The sequence below is a fragment of the Streptomyces sp. cg35 genome, assembly GCF_050410835.1.
GTDB lineage: Bacteria > Actinomycetota > Actinomycetes > Streptomycetales > Streptomycetaceae > Streptomyces.
In genome coordinates, this window is sequence record NZ_CP191268.1 from 5,294,017 (window position 1) to 5,313,527 (window position 19,511).

Consider the following 19,511-nt stretch of genomic DNA (forward strand, 5'->3'; position numbering starts at 1 on the left):
GCGTCGGCGGCCACTCGCCGGACGCCCGCAGGGCCATGTACGCGGCGGGGACGAGCCAGTCAGGCGCCGCGGTAGCGGAACACCAGCCACGTCGGTGCGTCCCTCACATCGGCCTCGTAGCCGTTCTCCTGGGCGATCTGGACGGCGCGTGCCACACCCAGCTGCCGGTAGTGGCTGTCGTCGACCTCGATGCGGCCGTCGCGGTGCCGCCAGGTGGTGCCGCTGCTCTGGCGGCCTTCGAGAACCGGGGACCGGTTGTCGAACAGGGCCCGCAGCTGGTCCTCCAGCCAGGGCAGGTCGGCGGAGCACTCCCGGCGCATCCGCTTGCGGTTCAGCCACATGCGACGGCGCCAGCGGAACCGGCGGCCGGTGCCGGGCATGCCCGGCAGGTCGAGGTCCCACAGGAAGGTGAAGGGAAGGAAGACGAAGTACAGGAACACCAGGACCAGCCAGGGCACCAGCCACAGCGCCCAGAGCAGCGGGAACCACAGCCACTGCATCGTGTACCGCACGCGCGCAGCCGTGAGCGACTTGGGGGCCCTGCCGCCGGCCTGCGGTTCGGGGTGCATAACGTTCATCTCACTGTCCTGTCACTGTCCTGCCCCTGGTCCCGCCCGTCAGAAGGGGTTCAGGCTCTTGACGCCGTCCACCAGCTCACCGGCTGTCTCGCGCGCCCTGTCGAGCCCTTCGTGCACCTTCTCGGAACCGTATTCGACGTTCTCATGGATCAGTCGGGCGCCTTCGGTGTACAGGCCCTTGGCCCCGGTGACCGCCTCGTAGCCGCGCGCGGTCCACGACCGGGGATCGACGTAGTGCCGGACCGTGTTCCCCGCGTCGTCCACGATCGGCTTGACCGAGTCGGCGATGGCAGGGATCCGGCCCAGCGGCGTGTGCTCGACGAGCTTGGGCACGACCTGGTCGAGGGGGCCGCCGAGCCGCCCGGCGGCCGCGCGGTACAGGGTGCTGTCGCCGAACTCCTTGGCGACGGCGACCTTGAAGCGCTCGCCGAAGGTGTCGGCCGTGATCTTGAGCGCGTCGATCCGGTTGCCGACGATGCCCAGGGAGCGCATCCCGGCCTGCTCGACGCTGCGCGTGGCGCTGCCGCCGACCGCCGCGACGATGTCGTCCGCGCGCTTGAACGCGTCGGCTGCCTTGGAACCCGCCTCCAGCAGGTTCGTCGGGATCTTGACGCCCTTGAAGGCACCCTTGGCGACCTTCCCGGCGCGGGCGAGATCGCCGAACGGGACGAAGCCGATGATGTCCAGGCCGATGTCGGTCCAGTTCCCCTTCTTCGAACCGGCGGCCCACCCGAGCGCGTGGAAGGCCAGCGCTCCGCCGTTGAGTGCCATGCCGATGCCCTCGAAGACGGCCGCGCCGATGACGGTCTCCGAGAAGACCACCGCCAGTACGTCGCAGGCCGCGCTCGCGTACCCCAGCCAGTCGCCGATCTTGTAGATCGTGTCCGCGTGCTTCTGGATCCACTTCCAGATGTCGCCGGCGATCTCCTTGATCTTGTTGCCGATGTCCTTGAGCGTGTCCACGAACTTGTCGAGCAGGCTCTGGTCGGGCGCGATGCCGGCCGCCTCGCGGATGACGCGGGCCGCGGCGCGGGCCGCCTCGTCGTGGTGCTCCAGGAGGGACCGGGCCTTCTTGATGACGGCGTCGAGGTCGCCCTGCGCCTCGTTCACCCGCCGCGTCGCGTGGTCCAGGCGCCGCTGTGCGTCGTGCAGGGCCGCATCGGTGTCGAAGGTCCTGCCCGCCAGCTTGAGGTCGGGGTTGCCCTGTGCCTCCGTGAGGGTGCGCCGGGCCGCCTCGGCCTCGCGCTCGTAGCGGCCCGCGAGGGTCTGGAACTCCGTCAGCCGGGTGTGCCAGCCGTTCAGCGCATGCGTGGCGTCCGCCACCGAACTGTGGCCGTCCGCAAGGTACTTGGGCAGATCGCCGAGCTTCTTGGTGAAGGCCTCGGCGGCCACGCCCTCCCAGGCGGCGTTCCCCTTCCCCAGCTTGGACAGCGTCCCGTGCGCGTCCCCCAGCCGCTTGCCCGCCGTCTCCAGCGAGGCGACCAGCTTCTGCACGGAAGCGGGCACTCCCGGGGCCGGGTCGAAGCCGAGTGCGTCGTAGGTCTGCGTGGTCATGGAGGTGTCCTCTGCTGACGCTGCGCGGTCAGTACGCGGCGAGGGGGGAGTGCGCGGCGCCGGCCTCGGCGGACGCCGGTGCCTGCTCCCCGAAGGCGATCGTGTCGGCGATGTCCGCGAGGACCGCCTGGTAGTGGAAGAGATCCTGGGTGTCCGGCGTGCTCAGGCACAGGAGCAGCAGCCGGTCCTCGTCGGGGAACGGCAGCCAGATCTCGATGCGTACGAAGAAGCGCTCCTGCTCGCCGGGGCCGGCGGCGCCATCGGGCTCCTCGGACGGCGTCGGCAGGTCCCACACGGCGCGTGTGCCCGCGATGTGCACGACCGCGGGCCCGGCGGGCAGCACGATCGACTGGACCTCGCCGCTCTCGGCGGACTTGTCCAGGACCTCGGCGATCCCGGCGGCGCTGATGTGCGGATCCGGGTTCTCCAGGTCCCGCACGCTGACGGTGAGCGTGGCGCGGCTGATGCGCTCGGGCGGCTCGGATCCGTCCGCGGTGCCGCCGATGGGGAAGATGCCCAGGGCGCTGTAGACCGCGCCGCCCGCCGTGAGGTCCTGCGCGGTGACGCCGTACAGGACGGCGGTCAGCCTGCGCAGTGGCTCCCGCTCCTCGCCCTCGCCCCAGTAGTCACGGGCGAACTGCCGCAGCCGCTCGTCGAGGGCCGCGGCGTCGGCGTCGAGGCCGAGCGGGATCTCGTGGAACTCGGGCTGCACCTCGAAGCGGAAGGCCGGTCCGTGGCCGGTCTCGGGCGCTGTCGTCACCGGTGGGCGTCCTTGGCCTCGACGGCCTCGACCTTCTTGCGGACCAGGTCCTCCAGGTGCTGGAACTCCTTGCCGGCCTTGGCCACCTTGTCGGTGATCCCGCCGGTGGCGTCGGCGATCAGCTTGATCCCGTAGCCCCACTTGTCCTGGAAGTCGTCGCAGGCGTCTTCCAGGTCGTCGTACCCGGACCCCTTGGGGCCGATGTCCTTCAGCTCGCGCATCGCGGAACGCATGCCGTCGGCACACGTGCTGAGATCGGTGATGAGCCCGGCGAGTGCTTCGAACTCGGCCTTGCAGTGGCCGGACATGGCCTTGACCCCCTGTGATCTGCGGTCCTGCGACTCTTTCACACGGGATACGTGGCAATGCCAAGGGCCTCGGCAAGCGTCACGTGGCCCGCACGAAGCGGCCACGAGACGTCCACCGGCACGCCGTCCGCGACGGCGGACGCTGCCGAGGGTTTGACCTCAGTCACACAGGGGGTAATCTCTACGGCTCGATTGGCCCCGGACATGCCCCGTATGGCAGACTGTCGGGGTTGCTCGGTTGAGTGCCGATGCTGCGCGCCTCCCGCCGGGAGGACCGGAAGCGAGTCCCACAGTACTCGTCGCCTTATCTGTCGCTTGCGGCAGCGCTGGGGCGGACGTACGGGAATCTTCCGGGAAGTGCGGTGCGGTCCCTCTGCCAGGCACCCGGTGGGTTTCTTCCCCCGGTACATGCGGCCTCGGGCCGCAGCCCCCTTAGCAGGGAAATCCGTACGGATATTTCTGTCAGCGGGACTGCGACACGCCCGACCGCGTGGGTCGGAGGAAGTGTGAAACAGGACCCCCGGGTTCCAGAGCGTTACGAGAGACAGGACTACTAAGTAGCCATGGCGGGACAGAAGATCCGCATCCGGCTCAAGGCCTACGACCACGAGGTCATCGACTCCTCGGCGAAGAAGATCGTCGAGACGGTGACTCGCACTGGTGCGTCGGTCGCGGGCCCGGTGCCGCTGCCTACCGAGAAGAACGTGTACTGCGTCATCAAGTCGCCGCACAAGTACAAGGACTCGCGCGAGCACTTCGAGATGCGCACGCACAAGCGCCTGATCGACATCCTCGACCCGACGCCCAAGACCGTTGACTCCCTGATGCGACTCGACCTCCCGGCCGGTGTCGACATCGAGATCAAGCTCTGAGGGCCGGTGATCTGAGAGATGGCTAAGCAGATCAAGGGCATCCTGGGCGAGAAGCTCGGCATGACGCAGGTGTGGGACGAGAACAACCGTGTTGTTCCGGTCACCGTCGTCAAGGCCGGCCCCAACGTCGTGACCCAGGTCCGCACGAACGACGCCGACGGCTACGAGTCCGTCCAGATCGCGTTCGGCGAGATCGACCCGCGCAAGGTGAACAAGCCCCTCAAGGGCCACTTCGCCAAGGCCGACGTCACCCCCCGTCGTCACCTCGTCGAGATCCGTACCGCTGACGCCAGCGAGTACACCCTCGGCCAGGAGATCACCGCTGAGACCTTCGAGTCCGGCGTCAAGGTGGACGTGACCGGCAAGAGCAAGGGCAAGGGCTTCGCCGGTGTCATGAAGCGTCACAACTTCAAGGGCCTCGGCGCCGGTCACGGCACCCAGCGCAAGCACCGCTCGCCGGGCTCGATCGGTGGCTGCGCCACCCCGGGTCGTGTGTTCAAGGGCCTCCGCATGGCGGGCCGTATGGGCAACGAGCGGGTCACCACCCAGAACCTGACCGTTCACGCCGTTGACGCGGAGAAGGGCCTGCTCCTCATCAAGGGCGCGGTTCCTGGTCCGAACGGCGGCCTCGTCCTGGTCCGCACCGCGGCCAAGGGGGCCTGAGGACTATGAGCACCATTGACATTCTGTCGCCCTCCGGCGACAAGACCGGGACCGTTGAGCTCCCGGCCGAGATCTTCGACGTGGAGAAGATCAGCGTTCCGCTGCTTCACCAGGTCGTCGTCGCGCAGCTGGCTGCCGCCCGTCAGGGCACGCACAAGGTCAAGCGCCGTGGCGAGGTCCGTGGTGGCGGTAAGAAGCCTTACCGCCAGAAGGGCACCGGCCGCGCGCGCCAGGGTTCGACCCGTGCGCCGCAGTTCGCCGGCGGTGGCGTCGTCCACGGCCCCACGCCGCGTGACTACTCGCAGCGGACCCCGAAGAAGATGAAGGCCGCGGCCCTGCGCCACGCCCTCACCGACCGGGCCCGCAACGCTCGCATCCACGTCGTCACCGGCGTGGTCGACGGCGGAGTCTCCACGAAGGCCGCCAAGTCGCTGCTCGGCAAGATCTCGGAGCGCAAGAACCTGCTCCTCGTGATCGACCGTGCCGACGAGGCCTCGCTGCTCTCCGCTCGCAACCTGCCCCAGGTCCACATCCTGGAGCCGGGCCAGCTGAACACGTACGACGTTCTCGTCTCGGACGACGTGGTCTTCACCCAGGCCGCTTTCGAGTCCTTCGTGTCTGGCCCCAAGGCCGCTGACACCGAAGGGAGCGAAGCCTGATGGCTACGCGTCACCCGAGCATCGCCTCGAAGGCCGCCAAGGCCGCCAAGGCCGCGCGCGTCGCCAAGGCGAAGCGCCACGCCACCGAGGGCAAGAACACCGTTGAGACGCCGCTGAGCAAGAGCTTCACGGACCCCCGTGACGTCCTCGTCAAGCCGGTCGTCTCGGAGAAGAGCTACGCGCTCCTCGACGAGGGCAAGTACACCTTCATCGTCGACCCGCGTGCCAACAAGACCCAGATCAAGCAGGCCGTCGAGGCGGTCTTCTCGGTCAAGGTCTCCGGGGTCAACACGATCAACCGTCAGGGCAAGCGCAAGCGGACCCGCACCGGCTTCGGCCAGCGTGCGAACACCAAGCGCGCGATCGTGACCCTCGTTGAGGGCGACCGTATCGACATCTTCGGCCAGGCCTCCTAACGGAGCGCCCTGGTCCGAATATCGGACGAGGACTGAGAAATGGGAATCCGCAAGTACAAGCCGACTACGCCGGGCCGTCGCGGCTCCAGCGTCGCCGACTTCGTCGAGGTCACGCGGTCCACGCCGGAGAAGTCGCTGGTCCGCCCGCTGCACAGCAAGGGCGGCCGTAACAACGCCGGTCGTGTGACCGTTCGCCACCAGGGTGGCGGACACAAGCGCGCCTACCGCGTGATCGACTTCCGTCGTCACGACAAGGACGGCGTGCCGGCGAAGGTCGCGCACATCGAGTACGACCCGAACCGCACCGCGCGCATCGCGCTTCTGCACTACGCAGACGGCGAGAAGCGCTACATCATCGCTCCGCGTGGCCTGTCGCAGGGTGACCGGGTTGAGAACGGCCCCGCGGCCGACATCAAGCCGGGCAACAACCTTGCGCTGCGCAACATCCCGGTCGGTACCACGATCCACGCGATCGAGCTCCGTCCGGGCGGCGGCGCCAAGTTCGCCCGCTCCGCCGGTGCCTCCGTGCAGCTGCTCGCGAAGGAGGGCTCGATGGCCCACCTTCGTATGCCGTCCGGTGAGATCCGTCTGGTCGACGTGCGCTGCCGCGCCACGATCGGCGAGGTCGGCAACGCCGAGCAGTCGAACATCAACTGGGGCAAGGCCGGCCGCAAGCGCTGGCTCGGCGTCCGTCCGACCGTTCGCGGTGTGGCGATGAACCCGGTTGACCACCCGCACGGTGGTGGTGAAGGCAAGACTTCCGGTGGTCGCCACCCGGTCTCGCCGTGGGGTCAGAAGGAGGGTCGTACTCGTTCGCCGAAGAAGGCTTCGAACAAGTACATCGTCCGCCGCCGCAAGACGAACAAGAAGCGCTAGGAGCGGGTTTAGATGCCGCGCAGTCTCAAGAAGGGACCCTTCGTCGACGGACACCTCGTAAAGAAGGTGGACGCTCAGAACGAAGCCGGTACCAAGAACGTCATCAAGACCTGGTCCCGCCGCTCGATGATCATCCCCAGCATGCTGGGCCACACGATCGCGGTGCACAACGGCAAGACCCACATCCCGGTGTTCGTCACCGAGTCGATGGTCGGCCACAAGCTCGGCGAGTTCTCGCCGACGCGCACCTTCCGGGGTCACGTCAAGGACGACCGGAAGTCGAAGCGCCGCTAAGGCGGGGTGGAATCGACTATGACTAACACCGAAGGGACAACCATGGAAGCCAGGGCCCAGGCGCGGTACATCCGCGTCACGCCCATGAAGGCCCGCCGCGTGGTGGACCTCATCCGTGGCATGGATGCCACGGAGGCTCAGGCGGTCCTGCGATTCGCCCCGCAGGCCGCGAGCGTGCCGGTCGGCAAGGTGCTGGACAGCGCCATTGCCAACGCCGCGCACAACTACGACCACACCGACGCCTCCACGCTGGTCATCAGCGAGGCGTACGTGGACGAGGGCCCGACCCTGAAGCGGTTCCGTCCGCGTGCCCAGGGCCGTGCCTACCGGATCCGTAAGCGGACCAGCCACATCACCGTGGTCGTCAGCAGCAAGGAAGGAACCCGGTAATGGGCCAGAAGGTAAACCCGCACGGGTTCCGGCTCGGTGTCACGACCGACTTCAAGTCGCGTTGGTACGCCGACAAGCTGTACAAGGACTACGTCAAGGAAGACGTCGCCATCCGTCGGATGATGACGTCCGGCATGGAGCGCGCCGGCATCTCGAAGGTGGAGATCGAGCGCACCCGTGACCGCGTGCGGGTGGACATCCACACCGCTCGTCCCGGCATCGTCATCGGCCGCCGTGGCGCCGAGGCCGACCGCATCCGCGGTGACCTCGAGAAGCTCACGGGCAAGCAGGTCCAGCTGAACATCCTCGAGGTCAAGAACCCCGAGACGGACGCTCAGCTCGTGGCCCAGGCCGTCGCGGAGCAGCTGTCCTCCCGCGTCTCCTTCCGTCGCGCCATGCGTAAGAGCATGCAGTCGGCGATGAAGGCGGGCGCCAAGGGCATCAAGATCCAGTGTGGCGGTCGTCTCGGCGGTGCCGAGATGTCCCGTTCGGAGTTCTACCGCGAGGGCCGTGTGCCCCTGCACACGCTCCGCGCCAACGTGGACTACGGCTTCTTCGAGGCCAAGACGACCTTCGGCCGCATCGGTGTGAAGGTCTGGATCTACAAGGGCGACGTCAAGAACATCGCCGAGGTTCGCGCCGAGAACGCCGCAGCCCGCGCCGGCAACCGTCCGGCCCGTGGCGGCAACGACCGCCCGGCCCGTGGTGGCCGTGGTGGCGAGCGTGGCGGTCGCGGTCGCAAGCCGCAGCAGCAGTCCGCGCCGGCTGCCGAGGCCCCCAAGGCCGACGCTCCCGCCGCTGCCGCTCCGGCTGCTGAGAGCACCGGAACGGAGGCCTGACCGAAATGCTGATCCCCCGTAGGGTCAAGCACCGCAAGCAGCACCACCCGAAGCGCAGCGGTATGTCCAAGGGTGGCACGCAGGTTGCGTTCGGTGAGTACGGCATTCAGGCCCTCACCCCGGCGTACGTGACGAACCGTCAGATCGAGGCCGCTCGTATCGCCATGACGCGTCACATCAAGCGTGGCGGCAAGGTCTGGATCAACATCTACCCGGACCGCCCCCTCACCAAGAAGCCTGCCGAGACCCGCATGGGTTCCGGTAAGGGTTCCCCGGAGTGGTGGGTCGCCAACGTCAAGCCCGGACGCGTGATGTTCGAGCTGTCGTACCCCAACGAGAAGATCGCGCGTGAGGCGCTGACTCGCGCGGCCCACAAGCTGCCGATGAAGTGCAAGATCGTCAAGCGCGAGGCAGGTGAAGCGTGATGTCGACCGGTACCAAGGCGTCCGAGCTGCGCGAGCTGGGCAACGAGGAGCTTGTCGGCAAGCTCCGCGAGGCCAAGGAAGAGCTGTTCAACCTCCGCTTCCAGGCGGCGACGGGTCAGCTCGAGAACCACGGCCGGCTCAAGGCCGTCCGCAAGGACATCGCCCGGATCTACACCCTCATGCGTGAGCGTGAGCTCGGCATCGAGACGGTGGAGAACGCCTGATGAGCGAGAAGAACGTGACTGAGAACACTGAGGCGCGCGGTTTCCGCAAGACCCGTGAGGGTCTCGTCGTCAGCGACAAGATGGACAAGACCGTCGTCGTCGCCGTCGAGGACCGCGTCAAGCACGCGCTGTACGGCAAGGTCATCCGCCGTACGAACAAGCTCAAGGCGCACGACGAGCAGAACGCTGCCGGCGTCGGCGACCGCGTCCTCCTGATGGAGACGCGTCCGCTGTCGGCGACCAAGCGCTGGCGCATCGTCGAGATCCTCGAGAAGGCCAAGTAATTCTCTGAGGGGTATCCCTCAGGGTTCGTTCCGCCAGGCTCGGCAGGGGCCTGCCTCGTAAGAGGCGAGCCCCTGCCGGGAACCGGCAGACAAACAGGAGATAGACGTGATCCAGCAGGAGTCGCGACTTCGCGTCGCCGACAACACGGGTGCGAAGGAAATCCTCACCATCCGTGTTCTCGGTGGCTCGGGTCGCCGCTACGCGGGCATCGGTGACGTCATCGTCGCCACCGTCAAGGACGCGATCCCCGGTGGCAACGTGAAGAAGGGTGACGTCGTCAAGGCCGTCATCGTTCGCACCGTCAAGGAGCGCCGCCGTCCGGACGGCTCGTACATCCGCTTCGACGAGAACGCCGCCGTCATTCTGAAGAACGACGGCGACCCTCGCGGCACCCGTATCTTCGGCCCGGTGGGCCGTGAGCTGCGCGAGAAGAAGTTCATGAAGATCATCTCGCTCGCGCCGGAGGTGCTGTAAGCATGAAGATCAAGAAGGGTGACCTGGTCCAGGTCATCACCGGCAAGGACAAGGGCAAGCAGGGCAAGGTCATTGCCGCTTACCCGCGCGACGAGCGTGTCCTGGTCGAGGGTGTCAACCGGGTCAAGAAGCACACCAAGGCCGGTCCCACGGCTTCCGGCTCGCAGGCCGGCGGCATTGTGACCACCGAGGCCCCGATCCACGTTTCCAACGTCCAGCTGGTCGTGGAGAAGGACGGCAACAAGGTCGTCACGCGCGTCGGTTACCGCTTCGACGACGAGGGCAACAAGATCCGCGTTGCCAAGCGGACGGGTGAGGACATCTGATGACTACCACCACGAACCCGCGTCTGAAGCAGAAGTACCGCGACGAGATCAAGGGCAAGCTGCAGGAGGAGTTCTCGTACGAGAACGTCATGCAGATCCCCGGTCTGGTCAAGATCGTGGTCAACATGGGTGTCGGTGACGCTGCGCGTGACTCGAAGCTCATGGACGGTGCCGTCCGCGACCTGACCACCATCACGGGTCAGAAGCCGGCCATCACCAAGGCCCGTAAGTCCATCGCGCAGTTCAAGCTGCGCGAGGGCCAGCCGATCGGTGCCCACGTCACGCTCCGTGGCGACCGCATGTGGGAGTTCCTGGACCGCACCCTGTCGCTCGCGCTCCCGCGCATCCGCGACTTCCGTGGTCTGTCCCCCAAGCAGTTCGACGGCCGTGGCAACTACACCTTCGGTCTCACCGAGCAGGTCATGTTCCACGAGATCGACCAGGACAAGATCGACCGCGTCCGGGGTATGGACATCACCGTGGTCACCACGGCGACCAACGACGCTGAGGGCCGCGCGCTCCTTCGTCACCTCGGCTTCCCGTTCAAGGAGGCGTAAGCGAGATGGCGAAGAAGGCTCTTATTGCCAAGGCTGCTCGTAAGCCCAAGTTCGGTGTGCGTGGCTACACCCGCTGCCAGCGTTGTGGCCGCCCGCACTCCGTGTACCGCAAGTTCGGCCTGTGCCGCGTGTGCCTTCGTGAGATGGCTCACCGTGGCGAGCTGCCGGGCGTGACCAAGAGCTCCTGGTAATCCCCCAGTTGGGATGACCCGGATCTCTCGGTAAGCAAAGGGTCGGCAGAGGCCCCAGCTCTCATGGCTTACGCTAGGAGGGTTGGGCGCTTCTGCCGCCCTGACCGACTTACTACGCCGTAGGTCCCCGCGCCGCACCCGTCCCGCCCCTGTGTGGGGAGAGGGATGGCGCATACAGGAAACCCCGGCGAGAGAGGCCGAAGGCCAATTCATGACCATGACTGATCCGATCGCAGACATGCTTACGCGTCTGCGGAACGCGAACTCGGCATACCACGACACCGTGGCCATGCCGCACAGCAAGATCAAGTCGCACATCGCGGAGATCCTCCAGCAGGAGGGTTTCATCACCGGCTGGAAGGTCGAGGACGCCGAGGTCGGCAAGTCCCTCGTCCTGGAGCTGAAGTTCGGCCCGAACCGTGAGCGTTCGATCGCCGGCATCAAGCGCATCTCCAAGCCGGGTCTGCGCGTTTACGCGAAGTCCACCAACCTGCCGAAGGTTCTCGGCGGCCTCGGCGTGGCGATCATCTCCACGTCGCACGGTCTCCTGACCGGCCAGCAGGCAGGCAAGAAGGGCGTGGGTGGGGAAGTCCTCGCCTACGTCTGGTAGCGGAAGGGAACGGAGGAAACAGCTATGTCGCGTATTGGCAAGCTCCCCATCACGGTTCCCGCCGGCGTGGACGTCACCATCGATGGCCGCACGGTCACGGTGAAGGGTTCCAAGGGCACCCTGAGCCACACCATCGTCGCGCCGATCGACATCGCCAAGGGTGAGGACGGCGTCCTGAACGTCACCCGCCCCAACGACGAGCGTCAGAACAAGGCCCTGCACGGCCTGTCCCGCACGCTGGTGGCGAACATGATCACCGGCGTGACCACGGGTTACGTGAAGAAGCTCGAGATCAGCGGTGTCGGTTACCGCGTCCTGGCGAAGGGCTCCAACCTGGAGTTCTCGCTCGGCTACAGCCACCCGATCCTGGTCGAGGCGCCCGAGGGCATCTCGTTCAAGGTCGAATCGGCGACCAAGTTCTCGGTCGAGGGCATCGACAAGCAGAAGGTCGGCGAGGTTGCGGCCAACATCCGCAAGCTGCGCAAGCCCGACCCGTACAAGGCCAAGGGCGTCAAGTACGAAGGCGAAGTCATCCGCCGCAAGGTCGGAAAGGCGGGTAAGTAAGCCATGGCATACGGTCAGAAGATCGCTAAGGGCGACGCTTACAAGCGTGCTGCCATCAAGCGGCGCCACATCCGTATCCGTAAGCACATCTCGGGTACGGCTGAGCGTCCGCGCCTGGTCGTGACGCGCTCGAACCGCAACATCGTGGCCCAGGTGATCGACGACGTGAAGGGTCACACCCTCGCGTCGGCGTCCACCCTGGACAGCTCGATCCGTGGCGGCGAGGGCGACAAGTCCGCGCAGGCCAAGTCGGTCGGTGCCCTGGTTGCCGAGCGCGCCAAGGCTGCCGGTGTCGAGGCCGTCGTGTTCGACCGTGGTGGTAACCAGTACGCCGGGCGCATCGCCGCCCTGGCGGACGCCGCCCGCGAAGCCGGACTCAAGTTCTGAGTCGCCCGCCACGCAGTGGCTTTTGCACGCTGCGTAGCTAGCGGAAAAAGAGAGAGGTAATTCCAATGGCTGGACCCCAGCGCCGCGGAAGCGGTGCCGGTGGCGGCGAGCGGCGGGACCGGAAGGGTCGCGACGGTGGCGCTGCCGCCGAGAAGACCGCATACGTTGAGCGCGTTGTCGCGATCAACCGTGTCGCCAAGGTTGTCAAGGGTGGTCGTCGCTTCAGCTTCACCGCGCTCGTCGTGGTGGGCGACGGTGACGGCACCGTAGGTGTCGGTTACGGCAAGGCCAAGGAGGTGCCGGCCGCCATCGCCAAGGGTGTTGAGGAGGCCAAGAAGCACTTCTTCAAGGTCCCCCGTATCCAGGGCACCATCCCGCACCCGATCACGGGCGAGAAGGCCGCGGGCGTCGTCCTGCTCAAGCCTGCTTCCCCCGGTACCGGTGTTATCGCCGGTGGCCCGGTGCGTGCAGTGCTCGAGTGCGCCGGCGTTCACGACATCCTGTCGAAGTCGCTCGGTTCGTCGAACGCGATCAACATCGTGCACGCGACCGTGGAGGCCCTGAAGGGTCTGCAGCGCCCCGAGGAGATCGCGGCTCGCCGTGGTCTGCCCCTCGAGGACGTTGCTCCCGCGGCTCTTCTCCGGGCGCGTGCCGGGGCTGGTGCGTAATGGCGCAGCTCAAGATCACGCAGACGAAGTCGTACATCGGCAGCAAGCAGAACCACCGTGACACCCTGCGCTCCCTTGGTCTCAAGGGCATCAACACGCAGGTCGTCAAGGAGGACCGCCCCGAGTTCCGCGGCATGGTGCACACCGTCCGCCACCTCGTGACGGTCGAGGAGGTCGACTGATCATGGCGGAGAACAACCCGCTCAAGATCCACAACCTCCGTCCGGCCCCCGGCGCCAAGACCGCCAAGACCCGTGTCGGTCGTGGTGAGGCGTCGAAGGGTAAGACGGCCGGTCGTGGTACCAAGGGCACGAAGGCCCGTTACCAGGTTCCGGAGCGCTTCGAGGGTGGCCAGATGCCCCTCCACATGCGTCTTCCGAAGCTCAAGGGCTTCAAGAACCCGTTCAAGACCGAGTTCCAGGTCGTGAACCTGGACAAGCTGGCTTCGCTCTACCCCGAGGGTGGCGAGGTCACGGTCGAGGGCCTGGTGGCCAAGGGTGCCGTGCGCAAGAACAGCCTCGTCAAGGTCCTGGGCCAGGGCGAGATCTCCGTGGCGCTGCAGGTGACGGTCGACGCCGTCTCCGGCTCCGCCAAGGAGAAGATCACCGCCGCCGGCGGTACGGTCACCGAGCTCGTCTGATCTCAGACGCCGTCTCGATGACATGAGCGATCCCGACCGGGGATACCCCACAAATGGGGTATCCCCGGTTGGTCGTTCCTAGGGGGGCGGGTACGCCGGTAAGGTGGCGTCCGCTGTTAATTTCCGGGCTAGTTGTGTGCCCCCGGCACCAATCCCGGACTTTGACCGTTACCCATTCGTCGAATCCTCAAGACCGTCACCTCTACGCACGCGCGCGGGGGTCGCAGGAGGCACCGTGCTCACCGCGTTCGCCCGGGCGTTCAAGACGCCCGACCTGCGCAAGAAGCTGCTCTTCACGCTGGGCATCATCGTGATCTACCGGCTCGGCGCGCATATCCCGATCCCCGGTGTGGATTACTCGAACGTCCAGACGTGCATGGATGTGGCCAACTCCAGCACCGGTCTCTTCGGGCTGGTCAACATGTTCAGCGGTGGCGCGCTGCTGCAGATCACGGTCTTCGCGCTCGGCATCATGCCGTACATCACCGCGAGCATCATTCTGCAGCTGCTCACCGTGGTGATCCCGCGCCTCGAAGCCCTCAAGAAGGAGGGTCAGGCGGGTACGGCGAAGATCACGCAGTACACCCGCTACCTGACCGTGGCGCTCGCCATCCTTCAGGGCACGGGCCTGGTCGCCACCGCCCGCACCGGCGCCCTCTTCCAGGGCTGCCCCGTCGCGAGCCAGATCGTGCCGGACCAGTCGATCTTCATCACCATCACGATGGTCATCACGATGACCGCCGGTACCTGCGTGATGATGTGGCTCGGCGAGCTGATCACCGACCGCGGCATCGGCAACGGCATGTCGATCCTGATGTTCATCTCGATCGCCGCGACCTTCCCGTCCGCCCTGTGGGCCATCAAGGAGTCGGGCTCGCTGGCCGACGGCTGGATCGAGTTCGGCACCGTCATCCTCGTCGGCCTGGTCATGGTCGGCCTGGTGGTCTTCGTCGAGCAGGCCCAGCGCCGTATCCCGGTGCAGTACGCGAAGCGCATGATCGGCCGTCGTTCCTACGGCGGCACGTCCACGTACATCCCGCTCAAGGTGAACCAGGCGGGTGTGATCCCTGTCATCTTCGCCTCGTCGCTGCTGTACATCCCGGCCCTCGTCGCCCAGTTCGCGGGTGGTGACTCGTCGTGGAAGCTGTGGATCGACGACCACCTGACCAAGGGAAATCACCCGATCTACATCGTTACGTACTTCCTCCTGATCGTGTTCTTCGCCTTCTTCTACGTGGCGATCTCGTTCAACCCCGAGGAAGTCGCGGACAACATGAAGAAGTATGGTGGCTTCATCCCGGGCATCCGGGCTGGCCGACCGACCGCTGAGTACCTCTCGTACGTGCTCAACCGGATCACCTGGCCGGGTTCGCTGTACTTGGGTCTGATCGCTCTCGTACCGACGATGGCGTTGGTTGGTTTCGGGGCAAACCAGAACTTCCCGTTCGGCGGCACCAGCATCCTGATCATCGTGGGTGTTGGTCTGGAGACGGTGAAGCAGATCGAGAGCCAGCTCCAGCAGCGCAATTACGAAGGGTTCCTCCGCTGATGCGAATCGTCCTCGTCGGGCCGCCTGGTGCCGGCAAGGGAACGCAGGCCGCGTTCCTTGCCCAGAACCTGTCGATCCCGCACATCTCCACGGGCGACCTCTTCCGTGCCAACATCAGCCAGGGCACGGAGCTGGGCAAGCAGGCGAAGTCCTACATGGACGCCGGTCAGCTGGTTCCGGACGAGGTCACCATCGGGATGGCCAAGGACCGCATGGAGCAGCCGGACGCCGTGAACGGCTTCCTGCTCGACGGCTTCCCCCGCAACGTCTCGCAGGCCGAGGCGCTCGACGTCGCCCTCAAGGCCGACGACGTGAAGCTGGACGCGGTCCTGGACCTGGAGGTCCCCGAGGACGAGGTGGTCAAGCGCATCGCCGGCCGCCGCATCTGCCGTAACGAATCGGCGCACGTGTTCCACGTCGCGTACAAGCAGCCCGAGACCGAGGGCGTCTGTGACGTCTGCGGCGGCGAGCTGTACCAGCGCGACGACGACAAGGAAGAGACCGTGCGCAAGCGGCTCGAGGTCTACCACACGCAGACCGAGCCGATCATCGACTACTACCGGGAGCAGGGGCTCGTGAAGACGATCTCCGCGCTCGGCAAGGTGGAAGAGGTCACGGCACGGGCCATGGAGGCCCTGGGGCGCTAGTCCCGCCGCATTCCGTACGTACCTGAGGCCGCGGTTCCCCGACTGGGGGGCCGCGGCCTTAGTGTTGTTGTGTAGTCCCAGGTGTTCCACAGTTGCCTTACCGGCCGGATGACGGAGAGCGCAGGCCCTCATGGTGCAGATCAAGACCCCCGACCAGATTCGCAAGATGCGGGAGGCGGGGCTTGTCGTCGCGGCGATCCACGCCGCGACCCGTGAGGCGGCCGTGCCGGGCGCGACGACCAAGGACCTGGACGAGGTCGCCCGCAAGGTCATCGCCGAGCACGGGGCGAAGCCGAACTTCCTGGGGTACGGCGGCTTCCCCGCCACGATCTGCACCTCGAAGAACGAGGTGGTGGTGCACGGCATCCCGAGCGACAAGGTCGTGCTCGAGGACGGCGACATCATCTCCATCGACGCGGGCGCGATCATCGACGGCTGGCACGGGGACGCCGCGTACACCGCGTTCGTCGGTTCCGGTCACGCTCCGGAGCTCATCGAGCTGTCCCGGGTGACCGAGGAGTCGATGTGGGCCGGGATCGCCGCGATGAAGGCGGGCAACCGGCTGGTGGACATCTCCCGCGCGATCGAGACGTACATCCGCCGCCAGCCCAAGCCGGGCGGCGGCAAGTACGGGATCGTCGAGGACTACGGCGGCCACGGCATCGGTACCGAGATGCACATGGACCCGCACCTGCTGAACTACGTCGAGCGCCGCCGCGGCAAGGGCCCCAAGCTCGTCCCCGGCTTCTGCCTGGCCATCGAGCCCATGGTCTCCCTCGGCACTCCCAGGACCGAGGTCCTGGAGGACGACTGGACGGTCATCACCACGGACGGCACCTGGTCCTCGCACTGGGAGCACTCGGTGGCGCTGACGGAGGAGGGTCCGCTGGTGCTGACTGCTCCGGATGGCGGCAGGGCGAAGCTGGCGGAGCTGGGCGTGACGGCGGCTCCTGACCCGTTGGGCTGATTCGGGGGCTTAGTGATCTCCCGGATAGGGCAGAATTCTCGGATTCGTCTTTCCGGGGGTACTGACGTAGACTGACTCGTCGGCTCTCGTGTATCTGCATGTCCGCATGCGAATCGGGAGTCGATCAAGGTAGTCGATTCGAAGGGCGAAGCGTGGCCAAGAAGCAAGGTGCCATCGAGATCGAAGGCACTGTCGTCGAGTCTCTTCCGAACGCCATGTTCAAGGTGGAGCTCCAGAACGGCCACCAGGTCCTGGCTCACATCAGCGGCAAGATGCGTATGCACTACATCCGTATCCTCCCTGACGACCGGGTCGTGGTGGAGTTGTCTCCGTACGACCTGACGCGTGGCCGGATCGTCTACCGGTACAAGTAGATCTTGCCCAAGTCCCGCTTCCCGCGGGCTGCCGGCAACTGACCCGGAGAACCTCACCCATGAAGGTCAAGCCGAGCGTCAAGAAGATCTGCGACAAGTGCAGGGTGATCCGCCGTCACGGTCGGGTCATGGTGATCTGCGACAACCCGCGCCACAAGCAGCGCCAGGGCTGACGCACGACTTACTGCAGTTCGTTCGCAGAGTTTCGCGCGACGCACGCAACACATTGAGTACATATGCAGGGCCCGCCGGCGGTGGTTTCCACCGTGGCGACACCTTCGGTCGGAGGCCGGGGACCTGGCGCGTACCGACTCTTTGAGCACAAAGGGAACGGCGGCCGGGAGCGGCTCTGCTGCAGACCTCCGAAGATAAACAGGAGCCATGAATGGCACGCGTTGAAGGCGTTGACCTCCCGCGCGACAAGCGCATCGAGGTCGCCCTCACCTACGTGTTCGGCATCGGGCGTACGCGCGCCCAGCAGACGCTGGACGCCGCCGGTATCGACCGCAACATCCGTGTTCGCGACCTGAGCGAGGAAGACCTCGTCAAGATCCGCGAGTACGTGGACCAGAACTTCCAGACCGAGGGTGACCTCCGTCGCGAGATCCAGGCCGACATCCGCCGCAAGGTCGAGATCGGCTGCTACCAGGGTCTGCGCCACCGTCGTGGTCTGCCGGTCCGCGGTCAGCGCACCAGCACGAACGCTCGTACCCGCAAGGGCCCGCGTCGCGCCATCGCCGGTAAGAAGAAGCCGGGCAAGAAGTAGTCCTCAGCGGACGCTCACCAGCGGTCTTCGCTGTAGGACCGACCACCTCCCGTAGGAGAACGACATGCCCCCCAAGGGTCGTCAGGGCGCTGCCAAGAAGGTGCGCCGCAAGGAAAAGAAGAACGTCGCCCACGGGCACGCTCACATCAAGAGCACGTTCAACAACACGATCGTGTCCATCACGGACCCGACCGGCAACGTGATCTCGTGGGCCTCCGCCGGCCACGTCGGCTTCAAGGGCTCGCGCAAGTCCACGCCGTTCGCCGCGCAGATGGCTGCCGAGTCGGCCGCCCGTCGCGCGCAGGAGCACGGCATGCGCAAGGTCGACGTCTTCGTCAAGGGCCCGGGTTCCGGTCGTGAGACCGCCATCCGCTCCCTGCAGGCGACCGGCCTCGAGGTCGGCTCGATCCAGGACGTCACGCCGACCCCGCACAACGGCTGCCGTCCCCCCAAGCGTCGCCGCGTCTGATCTCGGTCAGTAACGCAGGCCGCTTGGTCTGAGGTTTTCGGGCGGTACGGCTCTTTCGGGTCGTGCCGCCCGTACCCTTGTACTACCTCAGGGCATCAAATAGTGGGTGCCCCTGACTGAAGGAATCACTTCATGCTGATCGCTCAGCGTCCCTCGTTGACCGAAGAGGTCGTCGACGAGTTCCGCTCCCGGTTCGTGATCGAGCCGCTGGAGCCGGGCTTCGGTTACACCCTCGGCAACTCGCTCCGCCGGACCCTTCTGTCCTCGATCCCGGGTGCGGCCGTCACGTCGATCCGGATCGACGGTGTCCTGCACGAGTTCACCACCGTGCCGGGCGTCAAGGAAGACGTCACCGACCTGATCCTCAACATCAAGCAGCTGGTCGTCTCCTCGGAGCACGACGAGCCCGTCGTGATGTACCTGCGCAAGCAGGGCCCGGGTCTGGTCACCGCCGCCGACATCGCGCCGCCGGCCGGTGTCGAGGTGCACAACCCCGACCTGGTCCTCGCCACGCTGAACGGCAAGGGCAAGCTGGAGATGGAGCTGACCGTCGAGCGCGGTCGCGGCTACGTCTCCGCCGTGCAGAACAAGCAGGTCGGTCAGGAGATCGGGCGCATCCCGGTCGACTCGATCTACTCGCCGGTCCTCAAGGTCACGTACAAGGTCGAGGCCACGCGTGTCGAGCAGCGCACCGACTTCGACAAGCTGATCGTCGACGTCGAGACCAAGCAGGCCATGCGTCCGCGTGACGCCATGGCGTCGGCCGGTAAGACGCTGGTCGAGCTGTTCGGTCTCGCCCGCGAGCTGAACATCGACGCCGAGGGCATCGACATGGGTCCGTCCCCGACGGACGCCGCCCTGGCTGCCGACCTGGCGCTGCCGATCGAGGAGCTCGAGCTCACCGTTCGGTCGTACAACTGCCTCAAGCGCGAGGGCATCCACTCCGTGGGTGAGCTCGTGGCCCGTTCCGAGGCGGACCTGCTCGACATCCGCAACTTCGGTGCGAAGTCGATCGACGAGGTCAAGGCGAAGCTGGCCGGTATGGGCCTCGCGCTGAAGGACTCGCCTCCCGGGTTCGACCCGACCGCTGCCGCCGACGCCTTCGGCGCCGACGACGACGCGGACGCGGGCTTCGTCGAGACCGAGCAGTACTAAGAGCTCGCTGTTCGATCTCGGCTG

The 19,511-nt window shown here is 66.3% G+C and carries 33 protein-coding genes; 29 read left to right on the top strand and 4 right to left on the bottom strand.

The features are described 5' to 3' along the window. Positions 1-59: 59 nt before the first annotated feature. Genes ACQUQD_RS24175 through ACQUQD_RS24190 form a run of 4 tightly spaced genes read right to left on the bottom strand, consistent with a single transcriptional unit; the run spans position 60 to position 3,200 of the window. Positions 60-578 (bottom strand): hypothetical protein, encoded by a 519-nt coding sequence (locus ACQUQD_RS24175; RefSeq protein WP_428954231.1) that lies wholly within the window; start codon positions 576-578, stop codon positions 60-62. Between the two features lie 39 nt (positions 579-617). Then, positions 618-2,132, bottom strand: a complete 1,515-nt coding sequence (locus ACQUQD_RS24180) for a hypothetical protein (protein ID WP_428954232.1) — start codon at positions 2,130-2,132, stop codon at positions 618-620. A gap of 28 nt (positions 2,133-2,160) precedes the next feature. Beyond that, positions 2,161-2,892 (bottom strand): hypothetical protein, encoded by a 732-nt coding sequence (locus ACQUQD_RS24185; RefSeq protein ID WP_428954233.1) that lies wholly within the window; start codon positions 2,890-2,892, stop codon positions 2,161-2,163. Continuing rightward, positions 2,889-3,200 (bottom strand): hypothetical protein, encoded by a 312-nt coding sequence (locus ACQUQD_RS24190; RefSeq protein WP_428954234.1) that lies wholly within the window; start codon positions 3,198-3,200, stop codon positions 2,889-2,891. Before ACQUQD_RS24190 ends, ACQUQD_RS24185 begins: the two co-directional genes overlap by 4 nt. Before the next feature lie 563 nt (positions 3,201-3,763). Here ACQUQD_RS24190 and rpsJ point away from each other — a divergent pair. The 29 genes from rpsJ to ACQUQD_RS24335 all read left to right on the top strand — a co-directional run bounded on the left by rpsJ (position 3,764) and on the right by ACQUQD_RS24335 (position 19,487). After that, positions 3,764-4,072 (top strand): 30S ribosomal protein S10, encoded by a 309-nt coding sequence (gene rpsJ, locus ACQUQD_RS24195; RefSeq protein ID WP_003948644.1) that lies wholly within the window; start codon positions 3,764-3,766, stop codon positions 4,070-4,072. A gap of 18 nt (positions 4,073-4,090) precedes the next feature. Continuing rightward, on the top strand, positions 4,091-4,735 hold the full coding sequence (gene rplC / locus ACQUQD_RS24200; protein WP_428954235.1) for a 50S ribosomal protein L3: 645 nt from the start codon (positions 4,091-4,093) through the stop codon (positions 4,733-4,735). Positions 4,736-4,740: 5 nt separating this feature from the next. Next, on the top strand, positions 4,741-5,394 hold the full coding sequence (rplD, locus tag ACQUQD_RS24205; protein ID WP_338697305.1) for a 50S ribosomal protein L4: 654 nt from the start codon (positions 4,741-4,743) through the stop codon (positions 5,392-5,394). Then, complete coding sequence (gene rplW / locus ACQUQD_RS24210; protein WP_164304029.1) at positions 5,394-5,810, top strand: 50S ribosomal protein L23; 417 nt, start codon at positions 5,394-5,396, stop codon at positions 5,808-5,810. The genes rplD and rplW overlap by 1 nt, the downstream gene beginning before the upstream one ends. Positions 5,811-5,849: 39 nt before the next feature. Next, on the top strand, positions 5,850-6,686 hold the full coding sequence (gene rplB, locus ACQUQD_RS24215; protein ID WP_428954236.1) for a 50S ribosomal protein L2: 837 nt from the start codon (positions 5,850-5,852) through the stop codon (positions 6,684-6,686). Between the two features lie 12 nt (positions 6,687-6,698). After that, on the top strand, positions 6,699-6,980 hold the full coding sequence (gene rpsS, locus ACQUQD_RS24220; RefSeq protein ID WP_030788278.1) for a 30S ribosomal protein S19: 282 nt from the start codon (positions 6,699-6,701) through the stop codon (positions 6,978-6,980). 42 nt (positions 6,981-7,022) lie between these two features. Further along, positions 7,023-7,370: a 50S ribosomal protein L22 gene (gene rplV / locus ACQUQD_RS24225; protein ID WP_009997296.1), complete on the top strand. Its 348-nt coding sequence runs from the start codon at positions 7,023-7,025 to the stop codon at positions 7,368-7,370. Then, positions 7,370-8,209: a 30S ribosomal protein S3 gene (gene rpsC, locus ACQUQD_RS24230; RefSeq protein ID WP_207824960.1), complete on the top strand. Its 840-nt coding sequence runs from the start codon at positions 7,370-7,372 to the stop codon at positions 8,207-8,209. The genes rplV and rpsC overlap by 1 nt, the downstream gene beginning before the upstream one ends. A gap of 5 nt (positions 8,210-8,214) precedes the next feature. Continuing rightward, positions 8,215-8,634: a 50S ribosomal protein L16 gene (rplP, locus tag ACQUQD_RS24235; RefSeq protein WP_059424836.1), complete on the top strand. Its 420-nt coding sequence runs from the start codon at positions 8,215-8,217 to the stop codon at positions 8,632-8,634. Next, positions 8,634-8,858 carry a 50S ribosomal protein L29 gene (gene rpmC, locus ACQUQD_RS24240; RefSeq protein WP_052580777.1) on the top strand — a complete coding sequence of 75 codons (225 nt, stop codon included), beginning with the start codon at positions 8,634-8,636 and terminating at the stop codon, positions 8,856-8,858. Before rplP ends, rpmC begins: the two co-directional genes overlap by 1 nt. Then, on the top strand, positions 8,858-9,142 hold the full coding sequence (rpsQ, locus tag ACQUQD_RS24245; RefSeq protein ID WP_428954237.1) for a 30S ribosomal protein S17: 285 nt from the start codon (positions 8,858-8,860) through the stop codon (positions 9,140-9,142). Before rpmC ends, rpsQ begins: the two co-directional genes overlap by 1 nt. Positions 9,143-9,248: 106 nt before the next feature. After that, a complete protein-coding gene (gene rplN / locus ACQUQD_RS24250; protein WP_003974257.1) occupies positions 9,249-9,617 on the top strand; it encodes a 50S ribosomal protein L14 in 369 nt (122 codons plus the stop codon). A 2-nt stretch (positions 9,618-9,619) separates the two neighbouring features. Continuing rightward, entirely contained in the window at positions 9,620-9,943 is a 324-nt protein-coding gene (gene rplX / locus ACQUQD_RS24255; protein WP_018543913.1) for a 50S ribosomal protein L24, read from the top strand. Beyond that, positions 9,943-10,500: a 50S ribosomal protein L5 gene (rplE, locus tag ACQUQD_RS24260; RefSeq protein WP_161304257.1), complete on the top strand. Its 558-nt coding sequence runs from the start codon at positions 9,943-9,945 to the stop codon at positions 10,498-10,500. The genes rplX and rplE overlap by 1 nt, the downstream gene beginning before the upstream one ends. A 5-nt stretch (positions 10,501-10,505) precedes the next feature. Further along, the gene (locus tag ACQUQD_RS24265; protein ID WP_003948630.1) at positions 10,506-10,691 is read left to right on the top strand and encodes a type Z 30S ribosomal protein S14; all 186 of its coding nucleotides are present in this window, start codon (positions 10,506-10,508) and stop codon (positions 10,689-10,691) included. A 211-nt stretch (positions 10,692-10,902) separates the two neighbouring features. Next, a complete protein-coding gene (rpsH, locus tag ACQUQD_RS24270; protein ID WP_028812365.1) occupies positions 10,903-11,301 on the top strand; it encodes a 30S ribosomal protein S8 in 399 nt (132 codons plus the stop codon). A 24-nt stretch (positions 11,302-11,325) separates the two neighbouring features. Next, positions 11,326-11,865: a 50S ribosomal protein L6 gene (rplF, locus tag ACQUQD_RS24275; RefSeq protein WP_018528361.1), complete on the top strand. Its 540-nt coding sequence runs from the start codon at positions 11,326-11,328 to the stop codon at positions 11,863-11,865. A gap of 3 nt (positions 11,866-11,868) precedes the next feature. After that, positions 11,869-12,252 carry a 50S ribosomal protein L18 gene (gene rplR / locus ACQUQD_RS24280; RefSeq protein ID WP_207824965.1) on the top strand — a complete coding sequence of 128 codons (384 nt, stop codon included), beginning with the start codon at positions 11,869-11,871 and terminating at the stop codon, positions 12,250-12,252. 65 nt (positions 12,253-12,317) lie between these two features. Further along, positions 12,318-12,920, top strand: coding sequence for a 30S ribosomal protein S5 (gene rpsE, locus ACQUQD_RS24285; protein ID WP_221353022.1), 603 nt, complete (start codon positions 12,318-12,320; stop codon positions 12,918-12,920). Beyond that, positions 12,920-13,102 (top strand): 50S ribosomal protein L30, encoded by a 183-nt coding sequence (rpmD, locus tag ACQUQD_RS24290; protein ID WP_005481207.1) that lies wholly within the window; start codon positions 12,920-12,922, stop codon positions 13,100-13,102. Before rpsE ends, rpmD begins: the two co-directional genes overlap by 1 nt. A gap of 2 nt (positions 13,103-13,104) precedes the next feature. Next, positions 13,105-13,560, top strand: a complete 456-nt coding sequence (rplO, locus tag ACQUQD_RS24295) for a 50S ribosomal protein L15 (protein ID WP_093824865.1) — start codon at positions 13,105-13,107, stop codon at positions 13,558-13,560. A gap of 235 nt (positions 13,561-13,795) precedes the next feature. Further along, entirely contained in the window at positions 13,796-15,109 is a 1,314-nt protein-coding gene (secY, locus tag ACQUQD_RS24300) for a preprotein translocase subunit SecY (protein ID WP_428954238.1), read from the top strand. Further along, complete coding sequence (locus ACQUQD_RS24305; RefSeq protein ID WP_428954239.1) at positions 15,109-15,756, top strand: adenylate kinase; 648 nt, start codon at positions 15,109-15,111, stop codon at positions 15,754-15,756. The genes secY and ACQUQD_RS24305 overlap by 1 nt, the downstream gene beginning before the upstream one ends. A 130-nt stretch (positions 15,757-15,886) precedes the next feature. Further along, complete coding sequence (map, locus tag ACQUQD_RS24310) at positions 15,887-16,723, top strand: type I methionyl aminopeptidase (protein WP_428954240.1); 837 nt, start codon at positions 15,887-15,889, stop codon at positions 16,721-16,723. A 152-nt stretch (positions 16,724-16,875) separates the two neighbouring features. After that, on the top strand, positions 16,876-17,097 hold the full coding sequence (gene infA, locus ACQUQD_RS24315; protein ID WP_003948620.1) for a translation initiation factor IF-1: 222 nt from the start codon (positions 16,876-16,878) through the stop codon (positions 17,095-17,097). A 59-nt stretch (positions 17,098-17,156) separates the two neighbouring features. Then, positions 17,157-17,270 (top strand): 50S ribosomal protein L36, encoded by a 114-nt coding sequence (gene rpmJ, locus ACQUQD_RS24320; RefSeq protein WP_003974245.1) that lies wholly within the window; start codon positions 17,157-17,159, stop codon positions 17,268-17,270. Between the two features lie 212 nt (positions 17,271-17,482). Beyond that, complete coding sequence (gene rpsM / locus ACQUQD_RS24325) at positions 17,483-17,863, top strand: 30S ribosomal protein S13 (RefSeq protein WP_428954241.1); 381 nt, start codon at positions 17,483-17,485, stop codon at positions 17,861-17,863. A 64-nt stretch (positions 17,864-17,927) separates the two neighbouring features. Continuing rightward, a complete protein-coding gene (gene rpsK, locus ACQUQD_RS24330; RefSeq protein WP_003948617.1) occupies positions 17,928-18,332 on the top strand; it encodes a 30S ribosomal protein S11 in 405 nt (134 codons plus the stop codon). Between the two features lie 132 nt (positions 18,333-18,464). Beyond that, the gene (locus tag ACQUQD_RS24335) at positions 18,465-19,487 is read left to right on the top strand and encodes a DNA-directed RNA polymerase subunit alpha (protein WP_003966937.1); all 1,023 of its coding nucleotides are present in this window, start codon (positions 18,465-18,467) and stop codon (positions 19,485-19,487) included. Positions 19,488-19,511 lie beyond the last annotated feature (24 nt).